The 25,272-nt window shown below is 67.4% G+C and carries 29 protein-coding genes; 13 read left to right on the top strand and 16 right to left on the bottom strand.

From position 1 onward, the window contains the following. Nucleotides 1-138: 138 nt before the first annotated feature. The 3 genes from NGM10_RS04005 to NGM10_RS03995 all read right to left on the bottom strand — a co-directional run bounded on the left by NGM10_RS04005 (nucleotide 139) and on the right by NGM10_RS03995 (nucleotide 3,613). Entirely contained in the window at nucleotides 139-1,482 is a 1,344-nt protein-coding gene (locus tag NGM10_RS04005) for an alkaline phosphatase family protein (protein WP_253482051.1), read from the bottom strand. 393 nt (nucleotides 1,483-1,875) lie between these two features. After that, nucleotides 1,876-2,991: a DHH family phosphoesterase gene (locus NGM10_RS04000; RefSeq protein WP_253482049.1), complete on the bottom strand. Its 1,116-nt coding sequence runs from the start codon at nucleotides 2,989-2,991 to the stop codon at nucleotides 1,876-1,878. Nucleotides 2,992-3,079: 88 nt separating this feature from the next. Then, a complete protein-coding gene (locus tag NGM10_RS03995; protein WP_253482047.1) occupies nucleotides 3,080-3,613 on the bottom strand; it encodes an inorganic diphosphatase in 534 nt (177 codons plus the stop codon). A 223-nt stretch (nucleotides 3,614-3,836) separates the two neighbouring features. Here NGM10_RS03995 and NGM10_RS03990 point away from each other — a divergent pair, with 223 nt between their 5' ends. Next, nucleotides 3,837-4,193 (top strand): PadR family transcriptional regulator, encoded by a 357-nt coding sequence (locus NGM10_RS03990; RefSeq protein ID WP_253482044.1) that lies wholly within the window; start codon nucleotides 3,837-3,839, stop codon nucleotides 4,191-4,193. Between the two features lie 19 nt (nucleotides 4,194-4,212). Here the strand turns inward: NGM10_RS03990 and NGM10_RS03985 are convergent, their stop codons facing one another. Both NGM10_RS03985 and rnhA read right to left on the bottom strand, forming a co-directional pair. After that, nucleotides 4,213-4,755: a DUF7108 family protein gene (locus NGM10_RS03985; protein ID WP_368408643.1), complete on the bottom strand. Its 543-nt coding sequence runs from the start codon at nucleotides 4,753-4,755 to the stop codon at nucleotides 4,213-4,215. Next, nucleotides 4,748-5,341, bottom strand: a complete 594-nt coding sequence (gene rnhA, locus NGM10_RS03980; protein WP_253482041.1) for a ribonuclease HI — start codon at nucleotides 5,339-5,341, stop codon at nucleotides 4,748-4,750. Before rnhA ends, NGM10_RS03985 begins: the two co-directional genes overlap by 8 nt. 176 nt (nucleotides 5,342-5,517) lie before the next feature. Here rnhA and NGM10_RS03975 point away from each other — a divergent pair, with 176 nt between their 5' ends. From NGM10_RS03975 to NGM10_RS03965, 3 genes are all read left to right on the top strand, one after another. Then, complete coding sequence (locus tag NGM10_RS03975) at nucleotides 5,518-6,483, top strand: transcription initiation factor IIB (RefSeq protein ID WP_253482039.1); 966 nt, start codon at nucleotides 5,518-5,520, stop codon at nucleotides 6,481-6,483. Nucleotides 6,484-6,776: 293 nt separating this feature from the next. Then, nucleotides 6,777-8,036, top strand: a complete 1,260-nt coding sequence (gene nreA / locus NGM10_RS03970; protein WP_253482036.1) for a DNA repair protein NreA — start codon at nucleotides 6,777-6,779, stop codon at nucleotides 8,034-8,036. 44 nt (nucleotides 8,037-8,080) lie between these two features. Further along, entirely contained in the window at nucleotides 8,081-8,302 is a 222-nt protein-coding gene (locus NGM10_RS03965; RefSeq protein ID WP_253482034.1) for a hypothetical protein, read from the top strand. Here the strand turns inward: NGM10_RS03965 and NGM10_RS03960 are convergent, their stop codons facing one another. The 6 genes from NGM10_RS03960 to NGM10_RS03935 form a co-directional block, all read right to left on the bottom strand. Further along, entirely contained in the window at nucleotides 8,303-8,752 is a 450-nt protein-coding gene (locus NGM10_RS03960) for a DUF302 domain-containing protein (RefSeq protein ID WP_253482031.1), read from the bottom strand. Between the two features lie 46 nt (nucleotides 8,753-8,798). Further along, a complete protein-coding gene (locus NGM10_RS03955) occupies nucleotides 8,799-10,802 on the bottom strand; it encodes a hypothetical protein (RefSeq protein WP_253482029.1) in 2,004 nt (667 codons plus the stop codon). Nucleotides 10,803-11,105: 303 nt separating this feature from the next. Continuing rightward, a complete protein-coding gene (locus NGM10_RS03950; protein WP_253482027.1) occupies nucleotides 11,106-11,786 on the bottom strand; it encodes a CPBP family intramembrane glutamic endopeptidase in 681 nt (226 codons plus the stop codon). 1 nt (nucleotide 11,787) lies between these two features. Continuing rightward, nucleotides 11,788-12,078 (bottom strand): DUF5789 family protein, encoded by a 291-nt coding sequence (locus NGM10_RS03945; RefSeq protein ID WP_253482025.1) that lies wholly within the window; start codon nucleotides 12,076-12,078, stop codon nucleotides 11,788-11,790. A 117-nt stretch (nucleotides 12,079-12,195) separates the two neighbouring features. Then, the gene (ddfA, locus tag NGM10_RS03940; RefSeq protein WP_253482023.1) at nucleotides 12,196-12,492 is read right to left on the bottom strand and encodes a DdfA family disk-determining factor; all 297 of its coding nucleotides are present in this window, start codon (nucleotides 12,490-12,492) and stop codon (nucleotides 12,196-12,198) included. Between the two features lie 218 nt (nucleotides 12,493-12,710). Then, complete coding sequence (locus tag NGM10_RS03935; protein WP_253482021.1) at nucleotides 12,711-13,994, bottom strand: amidohydrolase; 1,284 nt, start codon at nucleotides 13,992-13,994, stop codon at nucleotides 12,711-12,713. Nucleotides 13,995-14,143: 149 nt separating this feature from the next. Here NGM10_RS03935 and NGM10_RS03930 point away from each other — a divergent pair, with 149 nt between their 5' ends. Together NGM10_RS03930 and NGM10_RS03925 are read left to right on the top strand one after the other, a co-directional pair. Then, nucleotides 14,144-15,721 (top strand): Na+/H+ antiporter NhaC family protein, encoded by a 1,578-nt coding sequence (locus NGM10_RS03930; RefSeq protein WP_253482019.1) that lies wholly within the window; start codon nucleotides 14,144-14,146, stop codon nucleotides 15,719-15,721. Next, nucleotides 15,718-15,984: a DUF7513 family protein gene (locus NGM10_RS03925; RefSeq protein WP_253482017.1), complete on the top strand. Its 267-nt coding sequence runs from the start codon at nucleotides 15,718-15,720 to the stop codon at nucleotides 15,982-15,984. Before NGM10_RS03930 ends, NGM10_RS03925 begins: the two co-directional genes overlap by 4 nt. A 504-nt stretch (nucleotides 15,985-16,488) precedes the next feature. Here NGM10_RS03925 and NGM10_RS03920 read toward each other — a convergent pair. Next, nucleotides 16,489-16,815 (bottom strand): uS10/mL48 family ribosomal protein, encoded by a 327-nt coding sequence (locus NGM10_RS03920; protein WP_253482016.1) that lies wholly within the window; start codon nucleotides 16,813-16,815, stop codon nucleotides 16,489-16,491. A gap of 145 nt (nucleotides 16,816-16,960) precedes the next feature. Between NGM10_RS03920 and NGM10_RS03915 the strand changes: the two genes are divergently transcribed. Together NGM10_RS03915 and NGM10_RS03910 are read left to right on the top strand one after the other, a co-directional pair. Continuing rightward, entirely contained in the window at nucleotides 16,961-17,398 is a 438-nt protein-coding gene (locus NGM10_RS03915; RefSeq protein WP_253482014.1) for a bis(5'-nucleosyl)-tetraphosphatase, read from the top strand. Between the two features lie 115 nt (nucleotides 17,399-17,513). Beyond that, nucleotides 17,514-18,596 carry a DUF5787 family protein gene (locus NGM10_RS03910; RefSeq protein WP_253482011.1) on the top strand — a complete coding sequence of 361 codons (1,083 nt, stop codon included), beginning with the start codon at nucleotides 17,514-17,516 and terminating at the stop codon, nucleotides 18,594-18,596. Here the strand turns inward: NGM10_RS03910 and NGM10_RS03905 are convergent. Further along, nucleotides 18,593-19,093, bottom strand: coding sequence for a DUF5797 family protein (locus NGM10_RS03905; RefSeq protein ID WP_253482009.1), 501 nt, complete (start codon nucleotides 19,091-19,093; stop codon nucleotides 18,593-18,595). The genes NGM10_RS03910 and NGM10_RS03905 overlap by 4 nt on opposite strands. A gap of 422 nt (nucleotides 19,094-19,515) precedes the next feature. Here NGM10_RS03905 and NGM10_RS03900 point away from each other — a divergent pair, with 422 nt between their 5' ends. Together NGM10_RS03900 and NGM10_RS03895 are read left to right on the top strand one after the other, a co-directional pair. Further along, complete coding sequence (locus tag NGM10_RS03900; protein WP_253482007.1) at nucleotides 19,516-20,292, top strand: enoyl-CoA hydratase/isomerase family protein; 777 nt, start codon at nucleotides 19,516-19,518, stop codon at nucleotides 20,290-20,292. Between the two features lie 88 nt (nucleotides 20,293-20,380). Further along, a complete protein-coding gene (locus NGM10_RS03895) occupies nucleotides 20,381-21,625 on the top strand; it encodes a threonine synthase (RefSeq protein WP_253482005.1) in 1,245 nt (414 codons plus the stop codon). Here NGM10_RS03895 and NGM10_RS18165 read toward each other — a convergent pair. Further along, a complete protein-coding gene (locus NGM10_RS18165) occupies nucleotides 21,622-21,747 on the bottom strand; it encodes a hypothetical protein (RefSeq protein WP_256504373.1) in 126 nt (41 codons plus the stop codon). The genes NGM10_RS03895 and NGM10_RS18165 overlap by 4 nt on opposite strands. A 112-nt stretch (nucleotides 21,748-21,859) precedes the next feature. Further along, the gene (locus tag NGM10_RS03890) at nucleotides 21,860-22,030 is read right to left on the bottom strand and encodes a hypothetical protein (RefSeq protein WP_253482002.1); all 171 of its coding nucleotides are present in this window, start codon (nucleotides 22,028-22,030) and stop codon (nucleotides 21,860-21,862) included. 213 nt (nucleotides 22,031-22,243) lie between these two features. Between NGM10_RS03890 and NGM10_RS03885 the strand changes: the two genes are divergently transcribed. From NGM10_RS03885 to NGM10_RS03875, 3 genes are all read left to right on the top strand, one after another. Continuing rightward, nucleotides 22,244-22,966 (top strand): metal-dependent transcriptional regulator, encoded by a 723-nt coding sequence (locus NGM10_RS03885; RefSeq protein WP_253482000.1) that lies wholly within the window; start codon nucleotides 22,244-22,246, stop codon nucleotides 22,964-22,966. Next, a complete protein-coding gene (locus tag NGM10_RS03880) occupies nucleotides 22,963-23,670 on the top strand; it encodes a TMEM165/GDT1 family protein (RefSeq protein WP_253481998.1) in 708 nt (235 codons plus the stop codon). Before NGM10_RS03885 ends, NGM10_RS03880 begins: the two co-directional genes overlap by 4 nt. A 119-nt stretch (nucleotides 23,671-23,789) precedes the next feature. Beyond that, complete coding sequence (locus NGM10_RS03875) at nucleotides 23,790-24,455, top strand: LysE family translocator (RefSeq protein WP_253481996.1); 666 nt, start codon at nucleotides 23,790-23,792, stop codon at nucleotides 24,453-24,455. On the opposite strand, the gene NGM10_RS03870 is transcribed toward NGM10_RS03875, so the two are convergent. Continuing rightward, the gene (locus NGM10_RS03870) at nucleotides 24,452-25,165 is read right to left on the bottom strand and encodes an HD domain-containing protein (RefSeq protein WP_253481994.1); all 714 of its coding nucleotides are present in this window, start codon (nucleotides 25,163-25,165) and stop codon (nucleotides 24,452-24,454) included. The genes NGM10_RS03875 and NGM10_RS03870 overlap by 4 nt on opposite strands. Nucleotides 25,166-25,272 lie beyond the last annotated feature (107 nt).

Raw genomic sequence — 25,272 nt, 5'->3', positions numbered from 1 at the left:
GTTCCTAAAAAAACTAAGCGTTTGGCATTCTCGCCGGATTCGGCCGCGTCTCGCGGCCGAATCCGGACGGTGGTCTCGCGTTCGACGCGCTCGCGGTCGAGGACGCGGTGCAACGCGCTCGCGGTCGAAGACGCGACGCTACACCAGGCTCCGGCCGTCGAACTCCGCGGCGTCGTAGTCGGCCTCCAGCAGGTCGAGGATGGTGGGCGCGATGTCGAAGAGGTCGACGTCCTCGACGTTCGCCTCGGGGTCGTCGACGAACAGCGAGGCGTTGTCGAAGCTGTGCATCCCGTTTCGCGGACCCTGCCCGAACGCGTCGTCGTGGCCCTTGAACCCGGCCTTGAGGTCGAAGCCGTAGTTGGGGATGGCGACGAGGTCGGGCGCGATGTCGTCGTGGTCGCCGTGGAATGCCTCCTCCTTCTCGACCACGCGCTCGACCACCTTCCGGCCGTCGGGGCCTTCGAGGTTTTCGAGTGCCTCCTTGAGCTGGGCGCGTTTGTCCTCGTACTCGCTCTCGGGGACGCTTCCTCGGGGTTCGCGGCCTTCGAGGTTGATGTAGAACCGGCCGGGGATGAGCGAGTAGGCCTCGGTGTCGTCGGTGATGTCGCCCAGTTCCTCGTGGTCGTCGTCCTCGAAGGAGAGCCAGCCCTCCCGTTCGAGCCAGGTGTTGGCGTAGAACTCGTAGTCAAGCGAGGTGAATCCGTGGTCGGACGCGACCAGCATCGTCACGTCGTCGGGAAGGTTCTGTCGAATCTCGCCGAGGTAGCGGTCGAGCTTCCGGTAGAAGTCGAGGAACTCCTCGCGGTACTCGCCGTCGTCCTCGTAGTGCTTGAACAGGAAGTGGTTGACCCGGTCGGTCGTCATGAACACGCCGAAAAAGAGGTCCCAGTCGTCCTCCTGCAGGTAGTGCTTGAACGCCTCGTAGCGGGCGTCGAGCGTCTCGTGGGCGTTCTCGATGAACTCCGATTTGTCCTCGTCGTGGCCGAGTTTCGCGTTGGCGTCGATTCTGTATCCGACCGATTCGAGTTGCTCGCGCATCTCGTCGGGGTACGCCGCCTTGTCCACGCCCGGCGAGAGGAACCCCGAGACCATCCGCTGGACGTTGCGCTGGGGCGGGAAGGTGACGGGGACGTTCATCACCGTGGCGTCTCGCCCCGACTCCTGCACCCGGTCCCAGACCCGGGTCGCCTGCACGTCTCGACCCATCGGGACGTAGGTGTCGTAGCTCCCGATTTCGCGGTCCTGGAAGCCGTAGACGCCGGTCTCACCGGGGTTGACTCCGGTGGTGAGGGAGGGCCAGCACGCCGAGGACTCGGGCGGGACGATGCTGTCTATCGGCCCGGCCGACCCCTCGTCGGCGAGGGTAGCGAGGTTCTCGAACTCGTCGAAGTGGTCCTCGAGAAAGCTGTACGGCACGCCGTCGATACCGAAGAAGGCAACGCGTGGCTTATCGTCTCCACGGAGCCTATCGAAGAGACCCATGCACCCCCCTACGAGGACCGGATACAAGAAATTTCTTTTCGCAGGGTCGGCCTTCGACCCGAACGATTATGAGGGATTGCCAGCGAACCGGGGGCGAACCCGAACCCGGTTTCGCGCACCTCCACCGACCACGGGATGCGCCGCGAACTCGCTCGCACCGCGAGCGAGTTCGCACGCGGGGAGGCACGGGGCGCGGTGCGGTGGCGGTGCGGTGGCGGTGCGGTGGCGGTGCGGTGGCGGTGCGGTCTTCATAGGTACCGGCGATAGCTAGCGTCACGATTTCTTCACCCGTTTCGAAATTCACGACTCCCTCACCCATCCCGAAAAACCGAGCAGAACCATCGACCGGAAACCTCCTAACTCGACCGGGACCTTCCCGACGTTTCCACGCCCTCACGAACTCTCGAACGCCTCGAACAGCGACTTCCGGGTGCTCGTGTCGATGAGCATGTCGAGAGTCTCCTCGTGTTCGCCGTCCACCTGCGCGAACAGGCCGAGCGGGACGCGCGCGGTCGCCGAGTCGGTGTTCCCGCCGGTGGTCTCGCTGTTCTCGAAGGCGGTGTCGAGGATGTCGAGGGCGTTGGTGCGGACGTCCTCGGCGCGGCAAGAGACCACGATGGTCTCCTCGTGGATGCCGAAGACGGCGGCGGTCGAGACGCCCTCCAGCCGGAGCATCGTGTCGGCGGCCTCCTCCAGCGCCGACACCGCGGGAACAGACCCGACGTTGGTCGCCGCGAAGCTCGCGCGCCGCTCGCGGTTGGCTATCGCGTCGCTGATCACGTCGAAGGTGTCGCCGCTCATGCCCGGCGACCGGAGGTCCTCGATGCGACCGAGGTCGGCGTAGGTGTGGAGGAACCCCGCGGCCTCGTAGTCGTGCTGGCCGTTCGCCCGGCGGAACTCCCGAGTCCCGGCCCGGACCCCGTAGAGCAGCGCGGTGGCGACTCGCTGGTCGGGAATCACCATCTCCTGGTCGAGCAGGCGCGCGACCGTGGTCGAGGTCGCGCCGTCGTCGGTCGGCGTCACGGTGAGGATGTTCTCCTCGGCGGTGGGCCGGTGGCGGACGACCGCGACGACCGGGGGGTTGTTCGAGAGCCGGGGGACGCCGCCCCCGCCGCCGACCGCGATTGCGGCGTCGCAGTCGGTGAGGTCGTCGCCGGTCTCGCCGACCTCGGTGAGTTCGAGGTCGAAGATGTTGCAGAACGTCTTGCTGTCCTCGCCGGTCACCGCGCCCTCGGCGAACAGTCGGGCGGTGACGCCCCACTCCCGACAGAGCGCCTGCAGGCCGACCGCCGCGGCGAGGGCGTCGATGCTCGGGCCGTCGGGGACGACGAGCGCGACCCGGTTCTGTCCGGCGACCGTGTTCTTGAGCGCGTCGACCGGTGCCCGCTCGCCGTCGCGCCGCCAGTCGTTGAACGTCTGGGCGGCGTAGAAGACCAGCCCGCCCGAGAGCAGAAGCGTGGCTGCCATGACGACCATCTCGGCACCGTCGAGCGGAGACCCGAACGCCATCGATTCGGGGTGTCCGGGCCAACCTCAAATAGTTTCGGGCAGGTATCCGCTGGCTGAGACTGACGAGAAGGGTATGGGACGCGTTCGGCTACGCGAACGTCTGCTCGTAGAGGTCCATGGCGTGCTCGATGGCGTCCTTCGCGGCCTGCTTGTCCTCCCAGCCCTGGGTCTCGACCTCCTTGCCAGCTTCGAGGTTCTTGTAGGTCGCGAAGAACTCGTCTATCTCGTCGAGGGTCTGCTGGGGGACGTCTTCGAGGTCCTGAATGTGGTCGTAACGGGGGTCCTCGGAGGGAACCGCGATGACCTTGTCGTCCTGCTCGCCGTCGTCGTCCATCTTCATCAACGCGACCGGACGGGCCTCGATGACACACCCGGGGAACGTCTGGTCCTCGACGAGGACCAGCACGTCGAAGGGGTCCTCGTCGTCGTAGTACGACTGGGGGATGAATCCGTAGTCGCTCGGGTAGTGGACGTTGCTGTGGAGGACGCGGTCGAGCATCACGCCGGGGATGTCCTTGTCGTACTCGTACTTGTTGCGCTCGCCTTTGAGACACTCGACGACCGCGTAGATCTCCTCGGGCGGGTTCGGTCCGGTCTCCAGATCTTCCCAGAGGTTCGTCATGTGCAGGAGAGGTTCCGTCCGAAGTCAGGAAAGTCCTTTCGGCTTCCGGCGCGAAACCCGGCGCGCCGAACCAGAAATCCGCGTGACACCTAAAGCCGATTTTCGAAAGAGTATTTAAATGCCGTACAGAGTAGTGGTACAACCGGCGGATAAATTCTGAAAACCCCGACCGAGTTGGGAAGGATTAAATACCATCGTGACAAATCCGAGGGTGTCAGAGTCTATGTCAGAGGCACAGACACTCACAGAGACGAGTACCGCTCGCAACCTCACCGCCTTCCAGCAGAACATCCTGACCATCCTCTCCGAGGAACCGATGTACGGTCTCGCCATCAAGCGCGAGTTGGAGGAGTTCTACGGTGAGGAAGTCAACCACGGCCGCCTCTACCCCAACCTCGATACCCTCGTCGAGAAGGGGTACGTCGAGAAGAGCGAACTCGACAAGCGGACGAACCAGTACGAACTGACCGACGAGGGCCTCGCGGTGGTCGTCGACGCCCTCCAGTGGAAGCTCTCGAAGTTCGTCACCGACGACGAGCGCGCCGAGCAGGTCCGCGACCTCGTCGCCGACAACGAGTAATCCCGACGACGGGTACTCACTATTCGACCGCGTCGAACACCAGTTCGACCGACTCCTCGACGACCGCTCGCTGGTCCTCGGAGGGCCACGCGTTCCGGGGGTAGTACTCCGTCAGGAACTCCGCGATTTCTTCGGCCGTCGCCGACTCGACCTGTCGCGCGTAGTGGTTGCTCATGAAGTCGGCGAACGCAGCGGCGTTGTCGCCGTGAACGTCGCCGTGAGCCTCGCGGACGCGGTCGGTGACCTCGCGGTTGTGTTCGTCGACCGCGTCCCACTCCTCGGGGTCGCCCGGTCCCGACAGCGACCGCTCGACCGCGCGCGAGGTGTCCTCGACTCGCTCGGGGTGGATCATGCCGTCGTCCACCCATTCGTCGGGGTGGAGGACGAGCGTCTCGCCAGGGTCGTCCTCGCGGACCCGAGCGGTGTAGCCGTGGTCGCCCAGTAACTCCGCGCGCTCCTCGCGGTAGGCGGCCGCCTCCGCGTCGTCGACTGCCTCGCGCGCGAGTCGGGTGAGCCGTTCGGCCCGGTCTACCGTCTCCTCGGGAAGGTCGTCATCAGCCATCGTCGAGCGCCTCGTTAGCTAGGTCGTCGGCGCGGTCGTTTATCTCCCGCGGAACGTGGCTGAGCTCCCAGTCGTCGAACGCCGCGAGCAGTTCCCGAACCGTGACCCGGCGCTCGCGGAGTTCGGGGTCGTTGGCGTTCCACGCGCCCGTGACCTGCTTGACCACGAGCTGGGAGTCGCCCTTCACTTCGACCGTGTCGAAGCCGTAGTCGCGCGCGGCCCGGAGCGCGCGAATCAGGGCCTCGTACTCGGCCTGGTTGTTCGTCGCGCGCCCGATGCGTTCGCTCCCCTCGGCCGCGATGCCGTCGCTGGTGACGATGACCCAGCCGACCGCCGCGGGGCCGGGGTTCCCCCTGCTCGCGCCGTCGAAGTAGACGTAGGCGTGACCGCCCTCCTCGCGGAGTAGCGTCTCGATGTCCTGCGGGTTCGACCCCTGCACGACGACCTTGCCGTCGTAGGCGACCGCGACCGCGTCGCCGTACTCCGTGCGCCAGCGCTCGTGTTCGGAGCTACCCGAAGAGATTTCCGCCCCGGCCTCGACGAGTCTCTCACGGGCGAGGCCGACGTCGCACTCGATGACGGGCATGGGGTCACCTCCTCGACACCGACATAAACGCTTTCCGATGGCGGTCTCGTCGGGCGATTCGACCGAACCGCCCGAATTTCGCGCACAGGCGATTCGACGCTCGTTCTGTCGGATTCGAAACACCACATTCGCGACCAAGGGTTTAAGTCCGTCGGCACTACTACTATAAAAGTGCGATGACACGGTCCACTCGCCAGCGGGAGCGCCAAGCCGAGGCGGAGCAACAGGACGAGGCCGAAGAGGGTGTACGGGAGTGCCCGGAGTGTGGTTCCGACAACCTCGTCAAGAGTTCCGACAGGGCGGAACTCGTCTGCGACGACTGCGGTCTGGTCGTCGAAGAAGAACAGATCGACCCCGGTCCTGAGTGGCGCGCGTTCAACCACCAGGAACGTCAGGAGAAGAGTCGCGTCGGCGCGCCGACGACCCAGACGATGCACGACAAGGGGCTGACGACTACCATCGACTGGAAGGACAAGGACGCCTACGGGCGGTCCATCTCGTCGAAAAAGCGGAGTCAGATGCACCGCCTGCGCAAGTGGCAGGAACGCATCCGCACCAAGGACGCGGGCGAGCGCAACCTCCAGTTCGCGCTCAGCGAGATCGACCGCATGGCCTCGGCGCTCGGCGTCCCGCGGTCGGTTCGGGAGGTCGCGTCGGTCATCTACCGGCGCGCGCTCAAGGAGGACCTCATCCGGGGCCGCTCCATCGAGGGCGTCGCCACCTCCGCGCTCTACGCCGCCTGTCGAAAGGAGGGCATCCCGCGAAGCCTCGAAGAGATCTCGGAGGTATCACGCGTCGAACGCAAGGAGATCGGACGAACGTATCGCTACATCTCCCAGGAACTCGGTCTGGAGATGAAGCCGGTCGACCCGAAGAAGTACGTCCCGCGGTTCTGTTCCGAACTCGAACTCAGCGAAGAAGTCCAGACGAAGGCCAACGAGATAATCGAGACCACCGCCGAGGAGGGTCTGCTCTCGGGCAAGTCCCCGACCGGCTACGCCGCCGCCGCCATCTACGCGGCGTCACTGCTCTGTAACGAGAAGAAGACCCAGCGCGAGGTCGCCGACGTCGCGCAGGTCACCGAGGTCACAATCCGGAACCGGTATCAAGAGCAGATCGAAGCGATGGGCATCCACAGCTAAGCGTCTTCTACTGACTTCTCGCGGTCCCTCGCGCCCCTCGGGGAGCCTCCCGCATTCGTATCGCGGTTCTCCGGTTCACGATTTCCCGCATTACGATTCCGTCGGGTCCGTAGGTTCAAGTACGGAGACGCGTCCAATCCGTGGCGTGACCTGACCGCCTCCCCGGAACGGCCCGCGAAACGGTGGCCCGACCGCTCCGGGAGACCCGAGGACCACCTGCAAGCCCAACCGAGCCTCGGACCTTCTCCGACTGCGAGAAAGGTTCAAACCCTTCGAGTGCCAACTCCGGTCGAATGCGTCTCGACGAGTACATCGAGGGTCTCGAACCCGACGAGGACCAGCGTAAGCGCCGCCTCGCCGAGGAGAAGTCCTACGAGATCCTCGACTACGTCGACGAGGTGAAAGACCGGTTCGCCGACGTGGCGCAGGGCGATTCGCTGTTCGGGAGCACCTCTCCCTCCGTCTTCGTCGGCCGGTCGGACTACCCCAACGTCTCGACCGGCATCCTCTCGCCCGTCGGGGAAGAAGAGCGCGCCTCGGAGTTCGCCACGAGTAGCGAATGGTACGAGCGCGGCCTCGACATCGACAACGTCCTCCAGTACCGGACCGGCCTGCTGAACTCGAACCACTCCGCCGACGTGACCCGCGTCGACGACGCGTGGGACGGCTTCGTCGGCACCCAGCGCGAGGTCGCCATCGCCGACCGACCGGTCGACGTCGAGATCGGACTCTCGGACTCGCTGGACCTCGACCTCGAGGTCGACGACGTCGCGACCCCGACTGGGCCGTCGGCCCGCGCGACCTCCGCCGACCTCGCGGAGAACCCCCACGTCCCGCGCCCGGTGAAGAAGACCCTCGAAGACGACGACTGGCAGGCACAGGGCGCGATGACCTACCTTTACCGGCGCGGATTCGACGTCTACGAGATAAACGACATCCTCTCGGCGGGCGCGCTCGGCAAGGGCGAGAACCGGCGGCTCGTCCCCACCCGGTGGTCGATAACCGCGGTCGACGACACCATTGGGCAGTTCCTCCGGGGCCAGATCCGAACCAATCCGAGCGTCGACGAGACCCAGGTCTGGGTCAACGAGTACGTCGGCAACCGCTACTGGGTCGTCCTGACGCCCGGCCAGTGGGAGTTCGAACTGGTCGAGATGAAAGCGCCCGGCAGTATCTGGAATCAGGACCCCAACGGCGAGACGTGGATGGCGAGCGCCTCGGAGGGGTTCGAGGGCCGCACCGGATACGTCGACGAGACCGCGGGTGCGTACTACGCCTCGCGGCTGGCGGTCCTCGAACACCTCGAATCGGTCGGTCGGCAGGCGAAGTGTCTCGTCCTCCGGGAGGTCTCGGACGACTACTGGGCCCCGGTCGGCGTCTGGCAGATCCGCGAGAGCGTCCGGAACGCCTTCGACGGCGAATACGGCGAGGCCGAGACGTTCCACGGCGCGGTCGGCCAGCTCGTCCCCCAGCTCCCGGTGTCGCTCGGCGACCTCCGGCGCAAGTCCGACATGCTCTCGGGACTTCAGGCGAACCTCTCGGACTTCTCGTGAGGACGACGAGAAGATTTATTCTCGCCCTCGAACCAGTTCCCGATATGGTTCCGCTCTTCGGCCCCGTCCCCGGTGGCCTCGAGCTGGTAGTCATCCTCCTGGTCGTCGTAGTCCTGTTTGGCCTGCCGCTGGCGCTCGTCGGCGGTGGATTTCTCCTCTACACGCGCTCGAAGTCGGAGGGGATGCCGGACGACGAGATCGCGGAGCTCCGCCGGGAGGTCGAACTGCTCCGCGAGGAGATCCGTCGGTTGAACGACGAGGAGTAGCTACGCGGTATCGAGGTTGCCCCACGCCTCCTCGACCAGTTCGCCGGTCCCGGAGACGATGTCGGCCCACTCGTCGTCGTCGGGAGCCATCCCCAGCAGACGAGCGGCCCGCATGATGCTGACGTGGTAGACCGTCTGTCGACCGGGTTCCTCCTGCCAGACGACCACATTGCAGGGGAACAGCGCGCCGATTCGGTTGTCGCTTTCGTCGAGCGCCCGGTCGGCCATGTTCGGATTGCACGCTCCGAGCACGTAGTAGGGGTCGCGGCCCGCGTCCACCTTCTCGTTGAGCATCTCGGAAGCCGAGAACTCGACCGCGACGCCGAACCCGGCGTCCGTGAACGCCTCGCGGACGTGCTCGACGGCCTCCTCGTGGTCCATCTCCAGCGTCGCTTCCTTCTCGCCGATGTCCCCGGCGTCGAGTGCCGTGGGGTCGATTGGGAGCGTCATGCGAGACTCCATTGGAGCCGAGCGGTGAAAAAGCCGCGCTCAAAAGCTAGAAATAGACGCCGAGGTACTCCGGTTCGTCGGCGTACGGCACACGGCATCCCGCGGCTACCTCGTAGATGTGCCGATTGCTCGCCCGTATCGAATCGAGTAATTCTTCGTACGATCGGTTGCAAACGTCGTAAATCCCGATGTTGAAGTTCGCGCCGTTGCGCTTCCCCATCGCGGACTGGTCGTACAGGCCGTACCAGTGGGCACCCACGCACCACGGCCGACTCGCGGCGTCTTCGACGAACACCCGATACGCGTCGCCGCGCGCCCGCTGGTCGGGAACCCACTGGACGCCCGGTGCGGGTAGACCGACATCGAGCGCGCCGAACAGGAACTCCCCGACGAGGAGGGGAGCCGACAGTCGCTCGCACAGTTCGCCGTATTCCTCGGGGACGCGCGGCCGGAAGCAGTTGAGACAGAGCACGTCGAACGACTTCAGTCCGGGGACCGCCCACTCGGGCGGCGACCATGGGAACCGCGTGCCGAGACACAGGTGTTCGGAGTCGACGCGGCGACACGCGGTGACGAGAGTCTCGTAGAACCGCTCGGACATGCGCTCGCTGAACGCGCGGAGATCGGCGGTCGCTCCGTCCGGGCGCGACTGGGTCCAGCGCCCCGACTCCACGTCCGCGAACGAACAGTCCGCGTCCCACGAGTCCGAGAGTGCCGACGCAGAGTCGTAGCGCTCTCGGAGCCACTCGGCGAACGCGGTCCGGGTCTCACACGCCTCCGTCGAGCGGAGCATCTCCCACGCGGGCAACTCGTCCATCCACGCCCAGTCGGGTTCGTTCCCGAGGAAGTAGCCGACCAGCGCGGCATCTCCAGCGGTCTCGGCGAGCGGCGCGGCCACTTCCTCGGCGGCCGCCTCGAACGCGGGCGAGAACACGTCGGGGAAGTCCCACGCCACCGACTCGACGCCGTCGAACTCCCACGGGAGCGTCCGGACGTAGGGCCACGCGGCGTCGCGCGCCCACTCTCGGTCCGACCACGCGCCCACGGTTGTGACTCCTAACCGCCGTAACTCGCCGTCGACGATTCGCTCCCACGCGTCGCGCCACTCGTTCGGTCCGAACGCCCGAATCAGGTTCGCCACGAGGTAGTTCACGGTCGACACTTCGTCCGGTGCGTCGGTCGAGTCGAACGCGGCCGCGAACTCCCTGTTGGAGTCGGGAAGCCACGCCAGCGCGTCGTCGAGTCCGCCGTAGGCCGTCTCGGGGTAGGGCCGGATACAGCAGATGCCGGTCGACCAGAACGGGCGGCCGTCCGGGTCTACCAGCCACCAGCGGTCGCCGTCGCGTTCGATTCGGAAGTAGCCGGTCGCCTCGAACCTCGGGCCGTCCGTCCACCCGCCCCACTCCGAGCGTTCCGCTCTCCGCGACCGGTCGGCCGGTCGGTCGCGCTGGCGTCGGAGTCGCCCTTCGAGTTCCGAACGCGATTCCGTCTTCCCCGACCACGAGCGCCGGGCGGACTGTCCGAACTCGTCGAGTAGCGGTCCGTCGGGGAGGTCGGGGTCGGTGAGACGCGGCGGTTCATCGCCTCGAATCCCGAGCGGCGTCTGCCACCACCGAACCGGCGTCGAGGCCGCCCGATCGAGTCGCAACTCGATTTGGTCGAGTTTCGAGGGGTCGAATCGGTCGCCTTGGACGCGGCGTTGAAGGACCGCCCCGTCCCGTTCCAGCACGAACGAGTCGTCCGCGATGGCCGCGAGGGGCACTCGAACGCGCGCCTGACACGCCGGGAGCAGTCGGAAGCCGAGGACGCGCGTCTCCCCGTCTGCCGAGGAGAATCGCAGGTGGAACTTGACCGACTCCTCGCCCTCGACCAGGAGGTCGAGCGCCGCGTACCCGTCCTCGGACGGCGTCCCGGTCGGCGACTCGAACCGGACGCCATCTCCTTCGGCGTCGGCTTCGAACCCGCTCGCGTCGTTGAGGGGCGAAGCGGAAGCCTCTCGTCGCGCGGCGTCGCCTCCGACGGGGCGTAGCCGATGAACCGACGAATCCATCCCGGTCACTCCTGCCCGTCCCGTCGGCCGCAGGGCGTCTCCGCGCCGTGGTTTCGTGTGAGTTCGACTGTTTCCCGCACGTCGTCGCTTCTACTCATCTGTGTCTCTCCGTTGGTCCGCGGGGTGTAATCACTGAGGGAACAGGTCAGATGCACCGTAAGACCTAAACATACTTAACTCGTAATCTCGATTGAAAGTCTGTTTCGTTCGTACAGATGTAGTCCGTTCTTCCAGCTGTTGCGGCGGAGAGCGCGTCTGAAAACTCTTTTCCGGGTCGAGCGCCCGAGCGGTCTCCGGACCGCGCTACAGCGGAATCGGGAGCCACGAGAGCCACCGCAGGACCAGCTCGGGCGGCACCACCGGCGGGTGGAGCACCAGCCAGTCGAGCGCAGCCAGTCCGACGCCGTGTGCGACCACGGACGGCAGGATGGACTCGCTGTGATAGTCGACCGCACCGAACAGCACGTCTGTCGGTCCCGACAGCGCCAACTCGATGGGCGGCTTGTAGAGGTGGTGGAACGCGTAGACGATGGGACTGATGAACACGCTCTTGAAGCCGACCTCGCGGACGCCGACGCAGAGCAGTCCCCGGTAGTACGTCTCGGCCGCGAAGGCGATGACGAACTGCTTGAGCGCGTGGGGGAGAAACTCCCCGAGCGCCGCGCCGGTCTCCCACATGGGGTAGTAGGCCCGAATCGTCGGGAGCGACGACCCGACGACGTAGAACGGGAGGACGAAAAGCGAGAGCAACGCTGTGTTTCGGAGCGCGCGTCGATTCACTCTGAATCCGATGTGACGCCCGTGAGTGAGCGCCAGCGCCAGCGGCGCGAGGATGTACACGACGACGTCCCGGACGAGCCGCTCGTTCAGCCCGGATACGTCCCACGACATCCACGCCGCCGTCAGGACCGCGCCCGCGAGCAGGGACCGCTGGACCCAGCTCAGCCGGGCGAGTTCCCGGCGGACCGACCGCGCGACCGACACGTTACTCGTCGGCGGTCGGCACGGGACCGGTCCCGACCACCTCGCGGACGTTGCGGGTGAACTCCTGTCGGCTGTCGAAGTACGTCTCCTCGACGTCGGCCAGCACGTCGGTCAGGTCGCGCGGGCCGTCGGGGGTCCGGACGGTCTCGTCGCCGACCTTCCGGACGATCTCGCTCTTCTGGATCGGCCAGTGGAGTCGCGACGCGATTCTCGCGAGGGGCGCACCGTCGACGGGTTCGCCCTCGCCGAGTTCGACGGCGGGTTCCTCGTCGTCTTCGTTTTCGTCGGCCATACGCCGGGATTCGAAGCCCTCCCGATTAGAGCTTTCGACTCGGACCGTTTGCCGCCGAAACGAGCCCACGGCTCCTCGCGCAAAGCGGGTGTCGGGAAGCGTCGAGGGGGCGGTCGCTTACTCGTCGACGACGACGTGGCCGTCGCTGTAAACCGTGACCTCGTAGTCGAGCACGCGAAAGACGACGTGGCCGCTACCGCGCGGCATTCCGTTGTGTCGGTTACTGAAGAGGTTGTCGAGCGCGTCGGGGTCTATCTGGTCGTACAGGGACGTTCCGAGCTCCGCCGGTTCCACGTCGGCGGCGGCGGCCACCGCGTCGATGACCGCCGTGCTGAGCGGTTCGTCCTCGTTCTGTGGTCGACTCGCACCGGTAAGACCGGCGTCGTTCGGGTTCTCGCTCAGGTTCTCACTCATCTGTCATTCTCCTCCGGGAAGAGGTGCTACTCGACAGTCGCGCGTCTATCTATAAAAATTCCTTGAATCCAATTTGAATACCTTGTGTCGAGTCAATTTTCAATCTGACACGATAGCGAGCGCGGCGGTTCTCGAAGACGGCCGACGTGACCGCGGGACGGCGACTACGGGACGGCGACCGATGCGGCGACCGGCGCGGAGGCCGGACCGACGTGCGCTCAGGGTCGGCGCTCGCCGAGCGCGGCGACGGCCCCCGCGAGCACGTCGATGGCGATGGGGATGGAGTCCTCGTCTACGTCGAACGTCGCGGTGTGGTGACCGCCGGGGTGGTCGGTACCGACTCCGACGTACGCCGCGCGGCCGCCGTTCTCCTGGACGGCGCGCATCAGGTAGGTCGCGTCCTCGCTCCCGCCGAGTTCGTCGCGCTCGATTACGTTCTCCACGCCGTCGGTCTCGCCCGCGACCGCGCCGACCGCGTCCACGAGTTCCTGGTCGCTCTCGGCGCTGGGGGCCTCGCCGTTGGTCGAGCGCTCGACCGTACAGCCGTGCATCTCGGCGGCGGATTCGAGCGCGCGCTCGGCCCGCTCTTTCATGTAGTCCTTGAGTTCGGTGGTCTCGCCCCGGACCTCGCCCTCGACGTGGGCCCGCTCGGCGATGATGTTGGTCGCGGTGCCGCCGCCTATCTTCCCGGCGTTGACCCGGGTCGCGCCGTCCTCGTGGCGCGGGATGGCGTAGAGGTTCTGGATGGCGGTCGCGACCGCCTGGATGGCGTTCTCTCCCTCGTTGGGCTGGCCCCCGGCGTGGGCGGGCTCGCCTTCGAACTCCGCGAGGAAGTGGCTGACCGCGAGGAAGCCGTCGAGTCCCGCGACGACCTCGCCGGTCGGGTGGTCGAGTCCGATGTGGACCGCCAGCAGGTCGTCGACGTCGGCGATGTGGTCGCTCTCGGCCATCGCCTTCCCGCCCGCGATCATCTCCTCGCCGGGCTGGAAGAACACCTTGAAGGTGCCCTCGAAGTCGGTCTCCTTGACCGCCTCGATGACCCCGATGCCGATGGTCGCGTGGGCGTCGTGGCCGCAGGCGTGCATCGCCCCCTCGTGCTCGGACCGGAACCCCTCGGCGGCGGGGACGTGGTCGTCGTCCTCGGACTCCCCACGCAGGAGGCCGTCGATGTCCACCCGGAGTCCGACCGTGGGGCCCTCGCCCTTCTCGACGACGGCGACCGCGCCGGTGTACCCGCCCCGTAGCTGTTCGAGTATCCCCTCGTCTGCGCCCTCTTCGCGGGCCTGCTCGTACCACTCGTCGAGTTCCTCGTCGTCGGGGACCGCCATCCGCTCGTCCTCGGCGATTGCGTCCGGACCGACGTACAGGTCGTCGACGCCGACCCGTTCGAGTTCCTCGACGATGCGCGCGGTGGTGTAGAACTCCCGCCACGCGGGTTCGGGGTGGCGGTGGAGGTCGCGTCGGAGTTCGACCAGTCGGTCGGGTGCGGCCTGTTGGCTCATACCCGTGCGGTGGTGCGGAGGCGACATAAGTCCTCCAGGCCCGGCAATCCGCACGACCGGCTCGACCGCACAATGATGTTCGAGTTGACAGTTTCTCGGGATGATTTATAACCCTCCGCGCAAATCGGTGGTGATACGGAGGCGAGTGCATGGAAAACTCTGACGATTCGACGGACGACGAAGTAGCGCAGGAACTGGCCGAGGAGCGAGCGGCGCGTCGCGAGAGCCGCATCGAGTTCTACGGCGGGCCCATCGCGAGCACCATCCCCATCGCGCTGTTCATCGCGTGGGCCATCGTCCAGAGCGGACTGTTCCGCATCGGCGACACCACGGGGCTGGTGGCAGGAATGCTGCTCGCGCTCATCGTGGGGATGTTCTTCGCCAAGGGCGACTGGAAGACCTACGCCAACACCATCTTCGAGGGGATGACCCAGCGCGTCGCCGCGACAGCCATCGTGGCGTGGCTCTGGGCGGGCATGTTCGCCGACACCATCCAGGCGGGCGGGTTCGTCGGCGGCCTCGTGTGGGCCGCCGACTTCCTCTCGGTCGGCGCGGCGCTGTTCCCCGCGGTCACGTTCATCCTCGCGGGCCTGCTCGCGACCGGCATCGGCACGGGCTACGGGACCACCATCGCGTTCACCGGCCTGTTCTTCCCGGCGGGCGTGCTGGTCGGCGCGAACCCGGTCCTGCTGTTCGGGGCCATCCTCTCGGGCGCGGTGTTCGGCGACAACCTCGCACCGGTCAGCGACACCACCATCGTGAGCGCGGTCACGCAGGACTCGGACATCGGGGGCGTCGTCGCCTCCCGGTTCAAGTACGCCATCGTCGCGGCGGTGCTGGCGTTCGCGGGCTACCTCGTGGCGGGCGCGTCGATGTCCGGCGTCGAGGTCGCCGAGAGCGCGAACGTGCTCGCCGAGAGCGCTCGGCCGCTCGGTCTGGTCCACCTCGCGTCCATCGCGGCCGTCATCTTCACCGCGGTCCGGGGCCGTCACATCGTCGAGGCGATTTCGTGGGGCATCATCGTCGCGGCCGTCGCGAACCTCGCGTTCGGGCTCGCGTCGGTCGCCGACATGGTCGTGTTCCGCGCGCCCGACAGTTCGGGGTTCGCCGAGTCGCTCTCGTTCCTGCCGTTCCTCACGACGGTCCCGGCCGGGTCCGATCAGGTCGGCGTCGGCGGCAGCATCTACAGCGGTGCGTCGGGCTTCTTCCCGCTCATCGTGCTGACCCTGCTCATCGTGGCGGGGGCGCGCATCATGATCAAGGGCGGCGGCTTCGAGGCCATCCAGGACTTCCTGCTGAACCGGGTCGCCACCAACGTCCGGCGCGCCGAGACCACCATGGTGCTCGGGACCGCGTCGGTCAACGCGATGATAACCATCAACACGGCGGCCGAAATCGCCATCGCGCCCTACATCGCGCGCATCGGCGAGCGGTTCAACATCAACGGCTACCGGCGCGCGAACATCCTCGACGCCAACACCTCGGCGCTGGGCTACATCTTCCCGTGGGCGGGCGGCGTCCTCGTGGGCTACGCCGAGATGCAGTCGCTGGTCGGCGCGGAGGGCTTCGAGTGGTTCACCCGCGAGATGCTGGTCAATCCCGCGGAAGTGTGGCCGTTCGTGTTCCACGGGTGGTTCCTGTTCGGAATCTTCGTCCTCTCGGCGCTGACCGGGTTCGGACTCGAATACGTCTCGGACCGCGAGTCCGAGGAGGTGGCCCGCGTATGAGCTTCCTCGACAAGTACCTCGCTGGCTGGGGCTTCCGGTCGCACACGCCGAGCTTCGACCCCGGCGAGGAGATCACCGTGTTCGTGACGGGCCACGACGGCGACACGCCGGTCGCGCGCGTCGGTAACACGATCCTCCGGGTCGAGAACGCTCCCGCCGACGCGGTGGACGCGCGGGTCCGCCTCCGGGTCGAGTCGTTCGACGACGACGCACACACCGGGACCGCGACCTACCTAGAGCGCGTCGGCGAATCGGCGTTCTGAGTCGCGGGTTCGCGTTTCGAATCGGTCTTTTCTTCGACTATTCCGGAATTGGCTTTTCCACCCGGCGCGCGCTGGCGCGACCCGCGGTTTGGGTCGCGCCAAGGCGTGCGAGGGATGAGGACCGCAGACTGCGAGTGAAACGAGCAGTCGAGGACCGCAGTCGGTTGGGGAGGACTGTGGCCTGCGGTCGCGGTGCTGTGCGGCCGGGTCGGACTGAAAGGGCCCGGCCGCTCGCGTTTACTTCAGTCGCCTGTGCAGGCCCTATTCGGCGCGGGCGTTGCTGAGAGCGCCGAATATCCTGCACAGCGACCGCGAGCGGCCGGGGGCTTTCGAGGACGGAGCGTGGTCATTTGAGGTCCGTGTCACTGAGTCGAGGGCTTTCGAGGACGGAACGTGGTCATTTGAGGTCCGTATCACTGAGTCGAGGGCTTTCGAGGACGGAACGTCGCTATTCGAGAGTCCCTGAATCACGAAGACAGAAACGAAACGGAATCCAAGCCGCGACTACGCCATCTGTTCGATCTGCTCTAGCTCGACCTCGACGTGGACGCCGTCGGGGAACTCGAACTCCGCGACCTGCCGCGCCACGTCGTTGTGGCCCACGATCTCCAGCTGGCGGGCGTAGACGGTGTAGTCCCACGACCGGAACTGGCGGGACTCGTCGCCGCCGGTCGTCTTGTACTGGGGCACCGAGAGGTCGGTCGGCGGGGCCGAGTGGGGCCCGCGGAGCTCCGCGCCCTTTCGCTCTGCGGTCGTTCGAATCCGGTCCACCACGCGGTCCAGCGCGGGGCGATTCCCGCTCTGGAGGCTGATTCTGGTTACGAAGGTCATGGCTGGGTGCTGGGTGTCCGACCACTTCAGCGTCGAGGTACGTAAATCGCCTGTTCTTCCGACGGTGTGGCTGGCGGGGACCCGCCCGACTCCGCGCGCAGTCCTCCGACATTCTCTTAACGCACCGCCGTATAGACACCATCAAATGACGGTTCAAGCCACGAGCGCGGGTGCGATCCTGTTCAGGGACACCCGCGGTCGACGCGAATACCTCCTCCTCAAGTCGCGCCCGGGCGACTGGGAGTTCCCCAAGGGCGGCGTGGAGGGGGACGAAGAGCTACAGCAAACCGCGATCCGCGAGGTCAAAGAGGAGGCCGGAATCGAGGACTTCCGCCTGCTCGACGGCTTCCGGGACGACTACGACTACGTCTTCGAGGCGAACGGCAACACCATCCACAAGACGGTCCACCTGTTCGTCGCGAAGTCCTATGAGGCGAGCGCCGAGCTCTCCCACGAACACCGCGACCACCAGTGGCGCGACTACGACCAGGCCATCAACACCATCACGCAGGACGGCCCGCGAGAGATACTCGAAGACGCCCACGAGTTCCTCAACGAGAAGGAGGGCAACGGCGACATCTGAGCGCGTCCCTCGTTGGCGGCGCGTTTCGCCCGTCGGACAGACGTATCGCTATGCCTCCGCCGCGAACCGCACCGACTTCCGAACGACTTACGCCCGTTCGCTCCAACGTCCGGCCGTGAGCGACGCCGAGGCCGACCCCGAGTTCGTCTTCGAGTTGCGGACCTGTCGGTGGGCCGAGCGCGAGTGGCCGCCGGGCGAGGCGTCCGAGACCCGGCCCGCCATCGTCGCCCGACAGCTCGGCACCCGGCGCAGGCGATGGGACACCATCGTGGTCGAGGTCGACCCCGACGGTCTCCGCAAGCGGACGAACTTCGGTCCCGAGCGACTCGACTCGGATTTGCTCGACGTGGTCCCCCACGCGCCCGCCGACTGGGAGTGGTACCGCGAGGCCCTCCCGGACCCGGGGTACCCGTGGCGGTACGTCCGCGAGTCGATTCATCGGGCCGACGACCGCGGGATTCTGGAGGTCCGCAAGCGAGGGAACAGGCTCCAGATTCGCCGCAAGTGGGCGTATCCCGACTGGGTCCGGCGGGTCGTCGCGGTCGAGAACAAGCCCGACCTCGACGCGAGCGCGGCCCGCGCCCTCCGGCCCCAACTGGAGTACGACGTGGCGCTCGCGCTCGCCGACGAGGTGTGGGTCGCGACCCGCGCGACGGGCGAGCGCGTCGAACCCGCGCTCCTCGAAAGCGTGCCCGTCGAAGCGGGTATCCTGACGCTCGACACCGATTCGGCCGACGCGGGCGGCGGGGACCACGCGGGCGGTGCGGGCGACGCCAGCGTGGAGTGGTACCCCAGAACCCTCGACGCCGACGCCCCCGGCACCAGAATCCTTGAACGCGGCGAGAGCAACAAGTACGGCGGGACCGCCGGGCGCTTCGAGTACGCCGACCCCGAGTGGAAGGTCCACAAGCGACTCGAAATCGCCGAGCGCGCCTACGAGACGGGGTGGCGCGACTACGCCGGGACGATGCGCCCGGACTGTCGGCACTTCCGGCTTCGACGCGAGGGCCGGACGCTCCTGCCGTACTGCGGCGCGAAGGCCTGTCACCAGACCGGTGCGGAGTGTTCGGGGTCGTGTCCGGAGTTCTCGCCCGAACCGCCCCAGTGGCGCACGCGGGGCTGGCCCATCGAGGGCGGACCGGGAAAGGGGATTCGGCGACTGCTGGAGGTGCGTCGGGAGCGCGAGCGTCCCGATTAGTCCGACACCCGAACGTCCACTTCGTCGCGCGCCACGGTCAGCCGGAAGGTCGGCACGGCGCGATAGACGACCTCGACGACGCCCTTGCGCCGGAGGCTCTGGAGCGCGCTCCGGACCGCCTCGGCCTCGGGGTCGATACCGAACTCCTCGCGGAGTTTGTTCAGCACCGACACCACGCTCTCGGAGTCGTCGTCGGGACCGGCGACCACGGCGAACACCTGTCGCTGGAGTTCGGGCACCCGGATGACCTCGGGGACGCCCCCGCCCTCGCCCGACTCGACGCCGGGTTCCACGTCCACGAGGTCGGCGGCCTCGGCGGTCGCGCGGATGAGGCTGTTGTCGTCCCGGTAGTAGTAGTCCTTGAGTTCGTTTTCGAGGTACTGATGGACCTCGCTCCCGCTGTCGAGCCCCCACCGCTCCTGCAGTTCGGCGTTCTTGGTCGGCTGTAGCTCCACCAGGTCGGCGAGTCGGTCGCGGGCCTCGTCCGAGAGAGTCATCGCCCGGACGGTACGGCCGGGCGATATTTCCGCTTTCCGGAAGGGAGAACGAGACAGAATCGTGGCAGAATTCGGGGATTTTCGCGGTGCTAACTCGTCGAGAAGGTCGATTCGGGTTCGGTGGGGCAGTCAGCATGCGGCTAGCTACTCCCGGTACCTGTGAGACCGCACCGCGACCGCGGGCCACGTCCTCCCCAACCGACTGCGTTTCTCGGGTGTTCGCTCCGCTCACACCCTGCGATACTCATCCCTCGCGCGAACGATGGCGCGACCACTTGCGGGTCGCGCCAGCGCGCGCCGGTGCGGAGAGGTCAACGTCTCGCACCCGGATGCAGGGGTCGCCCGAACACGAGAGAGTCGACCCCTCGGGAACGTGACCGTCTCTCGGAAGGATTATTCCGTGCGCGGTCGTCGGTCCGAATATGTCCGAGTGGGACACAATCCGGCTCACGTTCGACGGCGGGGTCGCAACCCTGACCGTCGACCGACCCGACCGACTCAACGCCCTGAACGTCGAGACGCTGGAGGCCATCGAGGAGGCGCTCGCGGAGGCCGACGAGGAGGGCGCTCGCGCGCTCGTCCTCACCGGCGCGGGCGAGGACGCCTTCGTCGCGGGCGCCGACATCAGTTACATGCGGGACCTCTCGACGCCCGAGGCCCAGGCCTACGCCGAACTGGGCCACCGGGTCGCCGACAAGCTCGAACGCTTCCCCGCGCCCGTCATCGCCGCCATCAACGGCTACGCCTTCGGCGGGGGCTGTGAACTCGCGCTGGCCTGCGACCTCCGGGTCGCGACCGAGGACGCGGTCATCGGTCAGACCGAGATCGATCTGGGCATCATCCCCGGCTGGGGCGGGAGCCAGCGGCTCCCGCGCCTCGTCGGCGACGAGATAGCGCGCCGCCTGATCTTCTTCGGCGAGCGCATCGACGCCCAAGACGCCCACGAACACGGCCTCGTCGGCGAGGTCGTCGCGGGCGACCAGCTCGACGACCACGTCGCGGAACTCGCCGCCGACCTCGCCGAAAAGCCCGCCTACGCCCTGCGGGCCGCCAAGGAGGCGCTGAATCAGGCCCACGAGACGAGTCAGGAGGCTGGACTCCGGTACGAGCGCCGCCTCTGGAGCGGCCTGTTCGGCACCCACGACCAGCGCGAGGGGATGGGGGCGTTCCTCGACGACCGCGAGCCCGAGTGGGAGTGACCGCGGCGACGGCCCGCCCTCTGCCCGGAACCCCGACCCCTTGCCGCGAAGGGCCAGCGATATGTCCCTCGACTTCCAACGCCCGCGCATGGAGACCACCGAGGCGTTCGTCGGCCTGACCTGCGTCGACTGCGGCGAGACGTTCGACGCCGAGACCGCGACCCACCGCTGTCCCGACTGCGACGGGATTCTGGACCCCGACTACGACTACGACGCCGTCAGGCGGAGCCTGACGAGCAATCGGAGTTCTTCGAACTCCGATGACGCCATCGACCTCATGCGCGAGACCCTCGAATCGCGGCGGTTCGACTCGATGTGGCGCTACGAGGAACTTCTCCCCTTCCCGCGGGAATCGGCGGTCACGATGGACGAGGGCGCGACCCAGCTCGTCGAGTGTCCCGACCTCGCCGAGGAGTTGGGGGTCGGGCGCGTCCTGCTCAAGGACGAGGGCCGCAACCCCACGGGCACGTTCAAGGACCGCGGGCAGACCGCCGCCGTGACGGCGGCGGTCCAGCACGGCGCGACCGACGTGGCGCTCAACTCCGCGGGCAACGCCGGGCAGGCCGCCGCGGCCTACGCCGCCCGCGCCGGACTCGACTCGCACGTCTTCCTGCCCTCCCGGTCGGGGTTCACGAACAAGGCGATGGTCAACGTCCACGGCGGCGACCTCACGGTCGTCGAGGGGCGCATCGGCGACGCGGGCGAGGCCTACGCCGACGCGATGGCCGAGCACGACGACTGGTACTCGGTCAAGACGTTCGTGACGCCCTACCGCCACGAGGGCAAGAAGACCATGCTCTACGAGGTGGTCGAGCAGAACGACTGGGAGGTCCCCGACGCGGTCGTCTACCCGACCGGCGGCGGCGTCGGCCTCGTCGGGATGCACAAGGCGGCCAAGGAACTCCGCGAGCTGGGCCTCACCGACGAACTCCCGTCGATGTACGCGGCCCAGTCGTCGGGATGCGCGCCCGTCGTCGAGGCGTTCGAGGAGGGCAAGGACGTTCACGAGGTCTGGGAGGTCCCCGACACCATCTGTGGCGGCATCGAGATTCCGGACCCCGGCGCGAGTCCCCTCATCCTCGACGCCCTGCGCGAGAGCGACGGGGGCGCGGTCGCCACCAGCGACGAGGACATCCTCGACAGCGCGGTCGCGGTCGCCCAGCGCGAGGGACTGGAGATGGGCGCGACCTGCGCGGCGGCCGCCAGCGGCGCGTGGGAACTCGCCCGACGCGGGGAGTTCGACGAAGACGACACCGTCGTCCTGCTCAACACCGGCGCGGGCAACAAGGACGACGACGTGCTCCGGAGTCACCTGATGAGCAAGGGAATCTAGCGCTCGACCGTCGCGGGGTTGTCGGCGATGATCCACGCGTCGGGCGACGCCGACGACCGGAGTTCGAGACTGCCGTCGTGGTGGTGGGCGGTCACGCCCCGGCTCGATTCTGAGTCGGTCATGTCTCTCACCCACGTCCAGCGGTCACATCGTTATTGACCGTCTACATCCGGGTCAGGCCCACCGAAGCGGGGGGAAGGGCTCGCGTTCGGCGGTCGGAATCGCGTCAGGGGGTCAGTAGAAGTATACTTCGAACTCGTCGCCGCAGTTGCTACAGTCGACGCTCGTCCCCTTGAGTCGCCCCGCGTCGTGGAACTCCGGGTCGCGCTCGCCGACGACGCGGGCGACCTCCACGGTGGGGTCGTCGCAGTTCGGGCACCCGATTCTGGTCGCGGCTCTCGACATGATTCGGACCCACGGCGCTCCCGGGCATAGTTATACGCCGTCTACGCGCTCGATGGCGGTCGCACACGACCGGTCTATCGCCGAGTAAACGCCCGGTAACGTCGGTTTCGCGCGGTCTGTCGCACACTCTCCCGGAGGGCGGGAGACCGCAGGCGGTCTCCCGCCCTCCCGGACAGGGACAAATATAAACTTTAGACGAATCTAAACGACACCATGTTGAGCGACGTGATGGAGGACTATCTGAAAGCCATCTACGCCCTCCAGACGGAGGACGGCGCTCCCGTCGCCACCTCGGCAATCGCGGAGTACCTCGACGTGACGCCGCCGACGGTGACGAGCATGGTCGAGAAGCTCGAAGACCGGGGGCTGGTCGAGCGCGAGAAGTACAAGGGAGTCGAACTCACCCCGGAGGGAGAGACGGTCGCGCTCGAAGTCCTGCGCCACCACCGCCTGCTGGAGGCGTACCTGACCGAGCACCTCGACTACTCGTGGAACGAGGTCCACGACGAGGCCGACCGGCTCGAACACCACATCAGCGAGGAGTTCGAGCGCCGGGTCGCCGAGGCGCTGGGCGACCCCGAGGTCGACCCGCACGGCGACCCCATCCCGAGCGCCGACCTCACGCCGCCCGAGGAGGACGACACGACGCCCCTCACCGAGTACGACTCGGGCGACGCGGTCGTGGTCGCGCGCGTGAGCGACCGCGACGAGGAGGAACTGGGCTACCTCGCCGACGCGGGCATCACGCCCGGCACCGAACTCGAGGTCGTCGACGTGGCTCCGTTCGGCATGGTGACGGTGGCGTTCGACCGCGAGGCCGCCGCCGATAGCGAGCGACGCGACCAGAGCCTGCCCGAGAACGTCGCCCGGTCCATCCGGGTCCGAACGGTCGACCCCGCCAACGAGACCCCCGAAACCGGGGTGGGTGGTGCGTGACCGGCTGGGCCGAGATCGCGGTCGTGGCGTTCGTCGCCCAGCTCGCGGTCCTGCCGGGCGAGAAGGTCCAGTTCATCATCGCTGGCCTCTCGACCCGGTACGACCCCAAGGTCGTCGTGAGCGCCGCGGGCGCGGCGTTCGCGGGGTGGACCGCGCTCGAAATCCTGTTCGGGCGGGCGCTCCAGACCGCGCTCTCGCCGCTCGCGCTCGACCTCCTGACCGCGACGCTGTTCCTGGCGTTCGCGGTCCTGCTGTGGCGGTCGGCACCTCCGGCCGACGAGTCGGGGACGTCGGTCGAGTCCGACGGCGGGTTCGCGACGGTCACCCCGAACGTCGACCTCCCCACCATCGCGGGCCGGGACCTCTCGGAGTCGTGGGGCGGATTCGCCCCCATCTTCGTGATGATGGCCGCGGGCGAGTTCGGCGACAAGACCCAGCTGGTCACCATCGGACTCGCCGCCCAGTACGGCGCGACCTCGGCCATCTGGGTCGGCGAGATGGCCGCCATCATCCCCGTGAGCCTCGCGAACGCCTACTTCTTCCACCGGTTCTCCGACCGGTTCGACCCCCGGAAGGCCCACTTCGGGGCGGCGGCGCTGTTCGCGTTCTTCGCGGCCGACACCCTTCTGGCGGTCGCGACCGGTTTCTCGGTCTGGGAGAGCCTCGTCGGCGCGGTGTCGTCGGCACTCCTCGGCGCGTTCTGAGGCGCGCTGGCCCCCTCGTTCCGTTTTCCACCGGGGCGGCCCGCGCCCGGGCGCGGGCCGCCCCGAAGCCCTCGCCGGTGTAGCAGGCCTTTTCACGCCCGGATTCGAACCCCGAACCGATGCTCGACGGAGCCGTCTCCGCGCTCGCTGGCGTGGCCCTCGGACTGTCGCTCGCCGCGCCGCCGGGGCCGATGAACGCCATCATCGCCGAGGAGAGCGTCCTCCGCGGCTGGGGGTCGGGATTCCGCGCGGGACTCGGCGCGATGACCGCCGACGCCTGCTTCTTCGCGCTGGCGTTGCTCGGGGTGGTCGCGGTCGTGGACGAACTTCCGGCCGTCCGGGCCGCGCTGTTCGGCGCTGGCGGCCTGCTGATGCTGTACTTCGCGTACGGCGCGGCGAGCGACGCCAGCGCCGCGTTCGGTGCCGACGAGGCCGCCCCGGCGGCCTCGTCGGCCGACAGCAGGGGCTTCCGGAAGGCGTTCGCGCTCGCGCTCACCAACCCCTACCAGATACTCTGGTGGCTCACCGCGGGCGTCGGTCTGCTCGACCCCGGACAGTTCACCCTTGATGCGCTCGGCGGCGTCAGCGTCGCCACCGGAAGCCCGGTCATCGTCGTCGGCTTCTTCGCGGGCATCGGGGTCTGGATAACCGGCTTTCCGGCCGCGCTGGTCGCGGCCGGGCGGCGCGTGGACGCGTTCGCGCCCGCCGTGGCCTACCTCAGCGCCGCGGTGCTGGCGCTCGCCGGACTCTCCTTTCTCCGCGAGGCGGTTGTGGTGCTCGGCTAGGGCCGCCGCTCGTGACCCCGCGGCGACCCGGAGTGCTCGCGGTCCATCTCGGGCACCTCGGCTTCGAGCCACTCGCGGAACCACTTGACGCGCTTGAGTCGCTCGTGGGCGATGCCCTCGGCGGTGTCGCTGCGGACGCGGTCGGCGGCGTCCTTGCCCCGCTCCATCACGCGGTCGACCATCTCGGCGGCGTCCATGTGGGTGCGGGCCTCGTAGCCCATCCGCAGGAGCATCAGCGCGGTCCCGTTCGCGCCGACCTTGTCGAGCAGGTCGGCCTCGATGAGACACTGGGTTTCGAGCGGGAGGTCGGTCACCTCGCCCTGATACGAGTGGTTCTCGACCGCCTTGCACACCTCCTCGACGAACGAGTCGGGGAAGTCGCCGTGGGTCTCGAGGTACTTGCGCGCGATGCGCGCGCCCTCCTCGGCGTGAACGTCCTGGTCGGCGTCGAGCTTGGCGATGTCGTGGAACAGCGCGGCCACGCGGGCCACGTCCACGTCCGCGCCCTCTGACTCCGCGATGGTCTCGGCGAGGTCGACCACGTTGAGGATGTGGTTGAACCGGTACTCCGCGGAGTGCCACGGGTACCACCGCATCCGGCCGCCGCCGTCCTCGTTCTCGACGCTGGCCGAGAGGTACTCGTAGACGAACTCCTTCATCTCCTCGAACTCGGACTCCGCGACGGGCGACTCCTTGATTTCAACGCCCACGGAACCACCCCGATTGACAGGCCTGCGTACTCATTGTTACTCGTATAAACGAATGATTGACTCTTTAGAGTTACGACGAGGAGATTCGAGGGCGCGCGCGAGTCCTC

It is taken from the genome of Halorussus salilacus (assembly GCF_024138125.1).
Lineage (GTDB): Archaea > Halobacteriota > Halobacteria > Halobacteriales > Haladaptataceae > Halorussus > Halorussus salilacus.
Note: the sequence above shows the minus strand (reverse complement) of the source record. Positions and strands in the feature narration are given on the sequence as shown.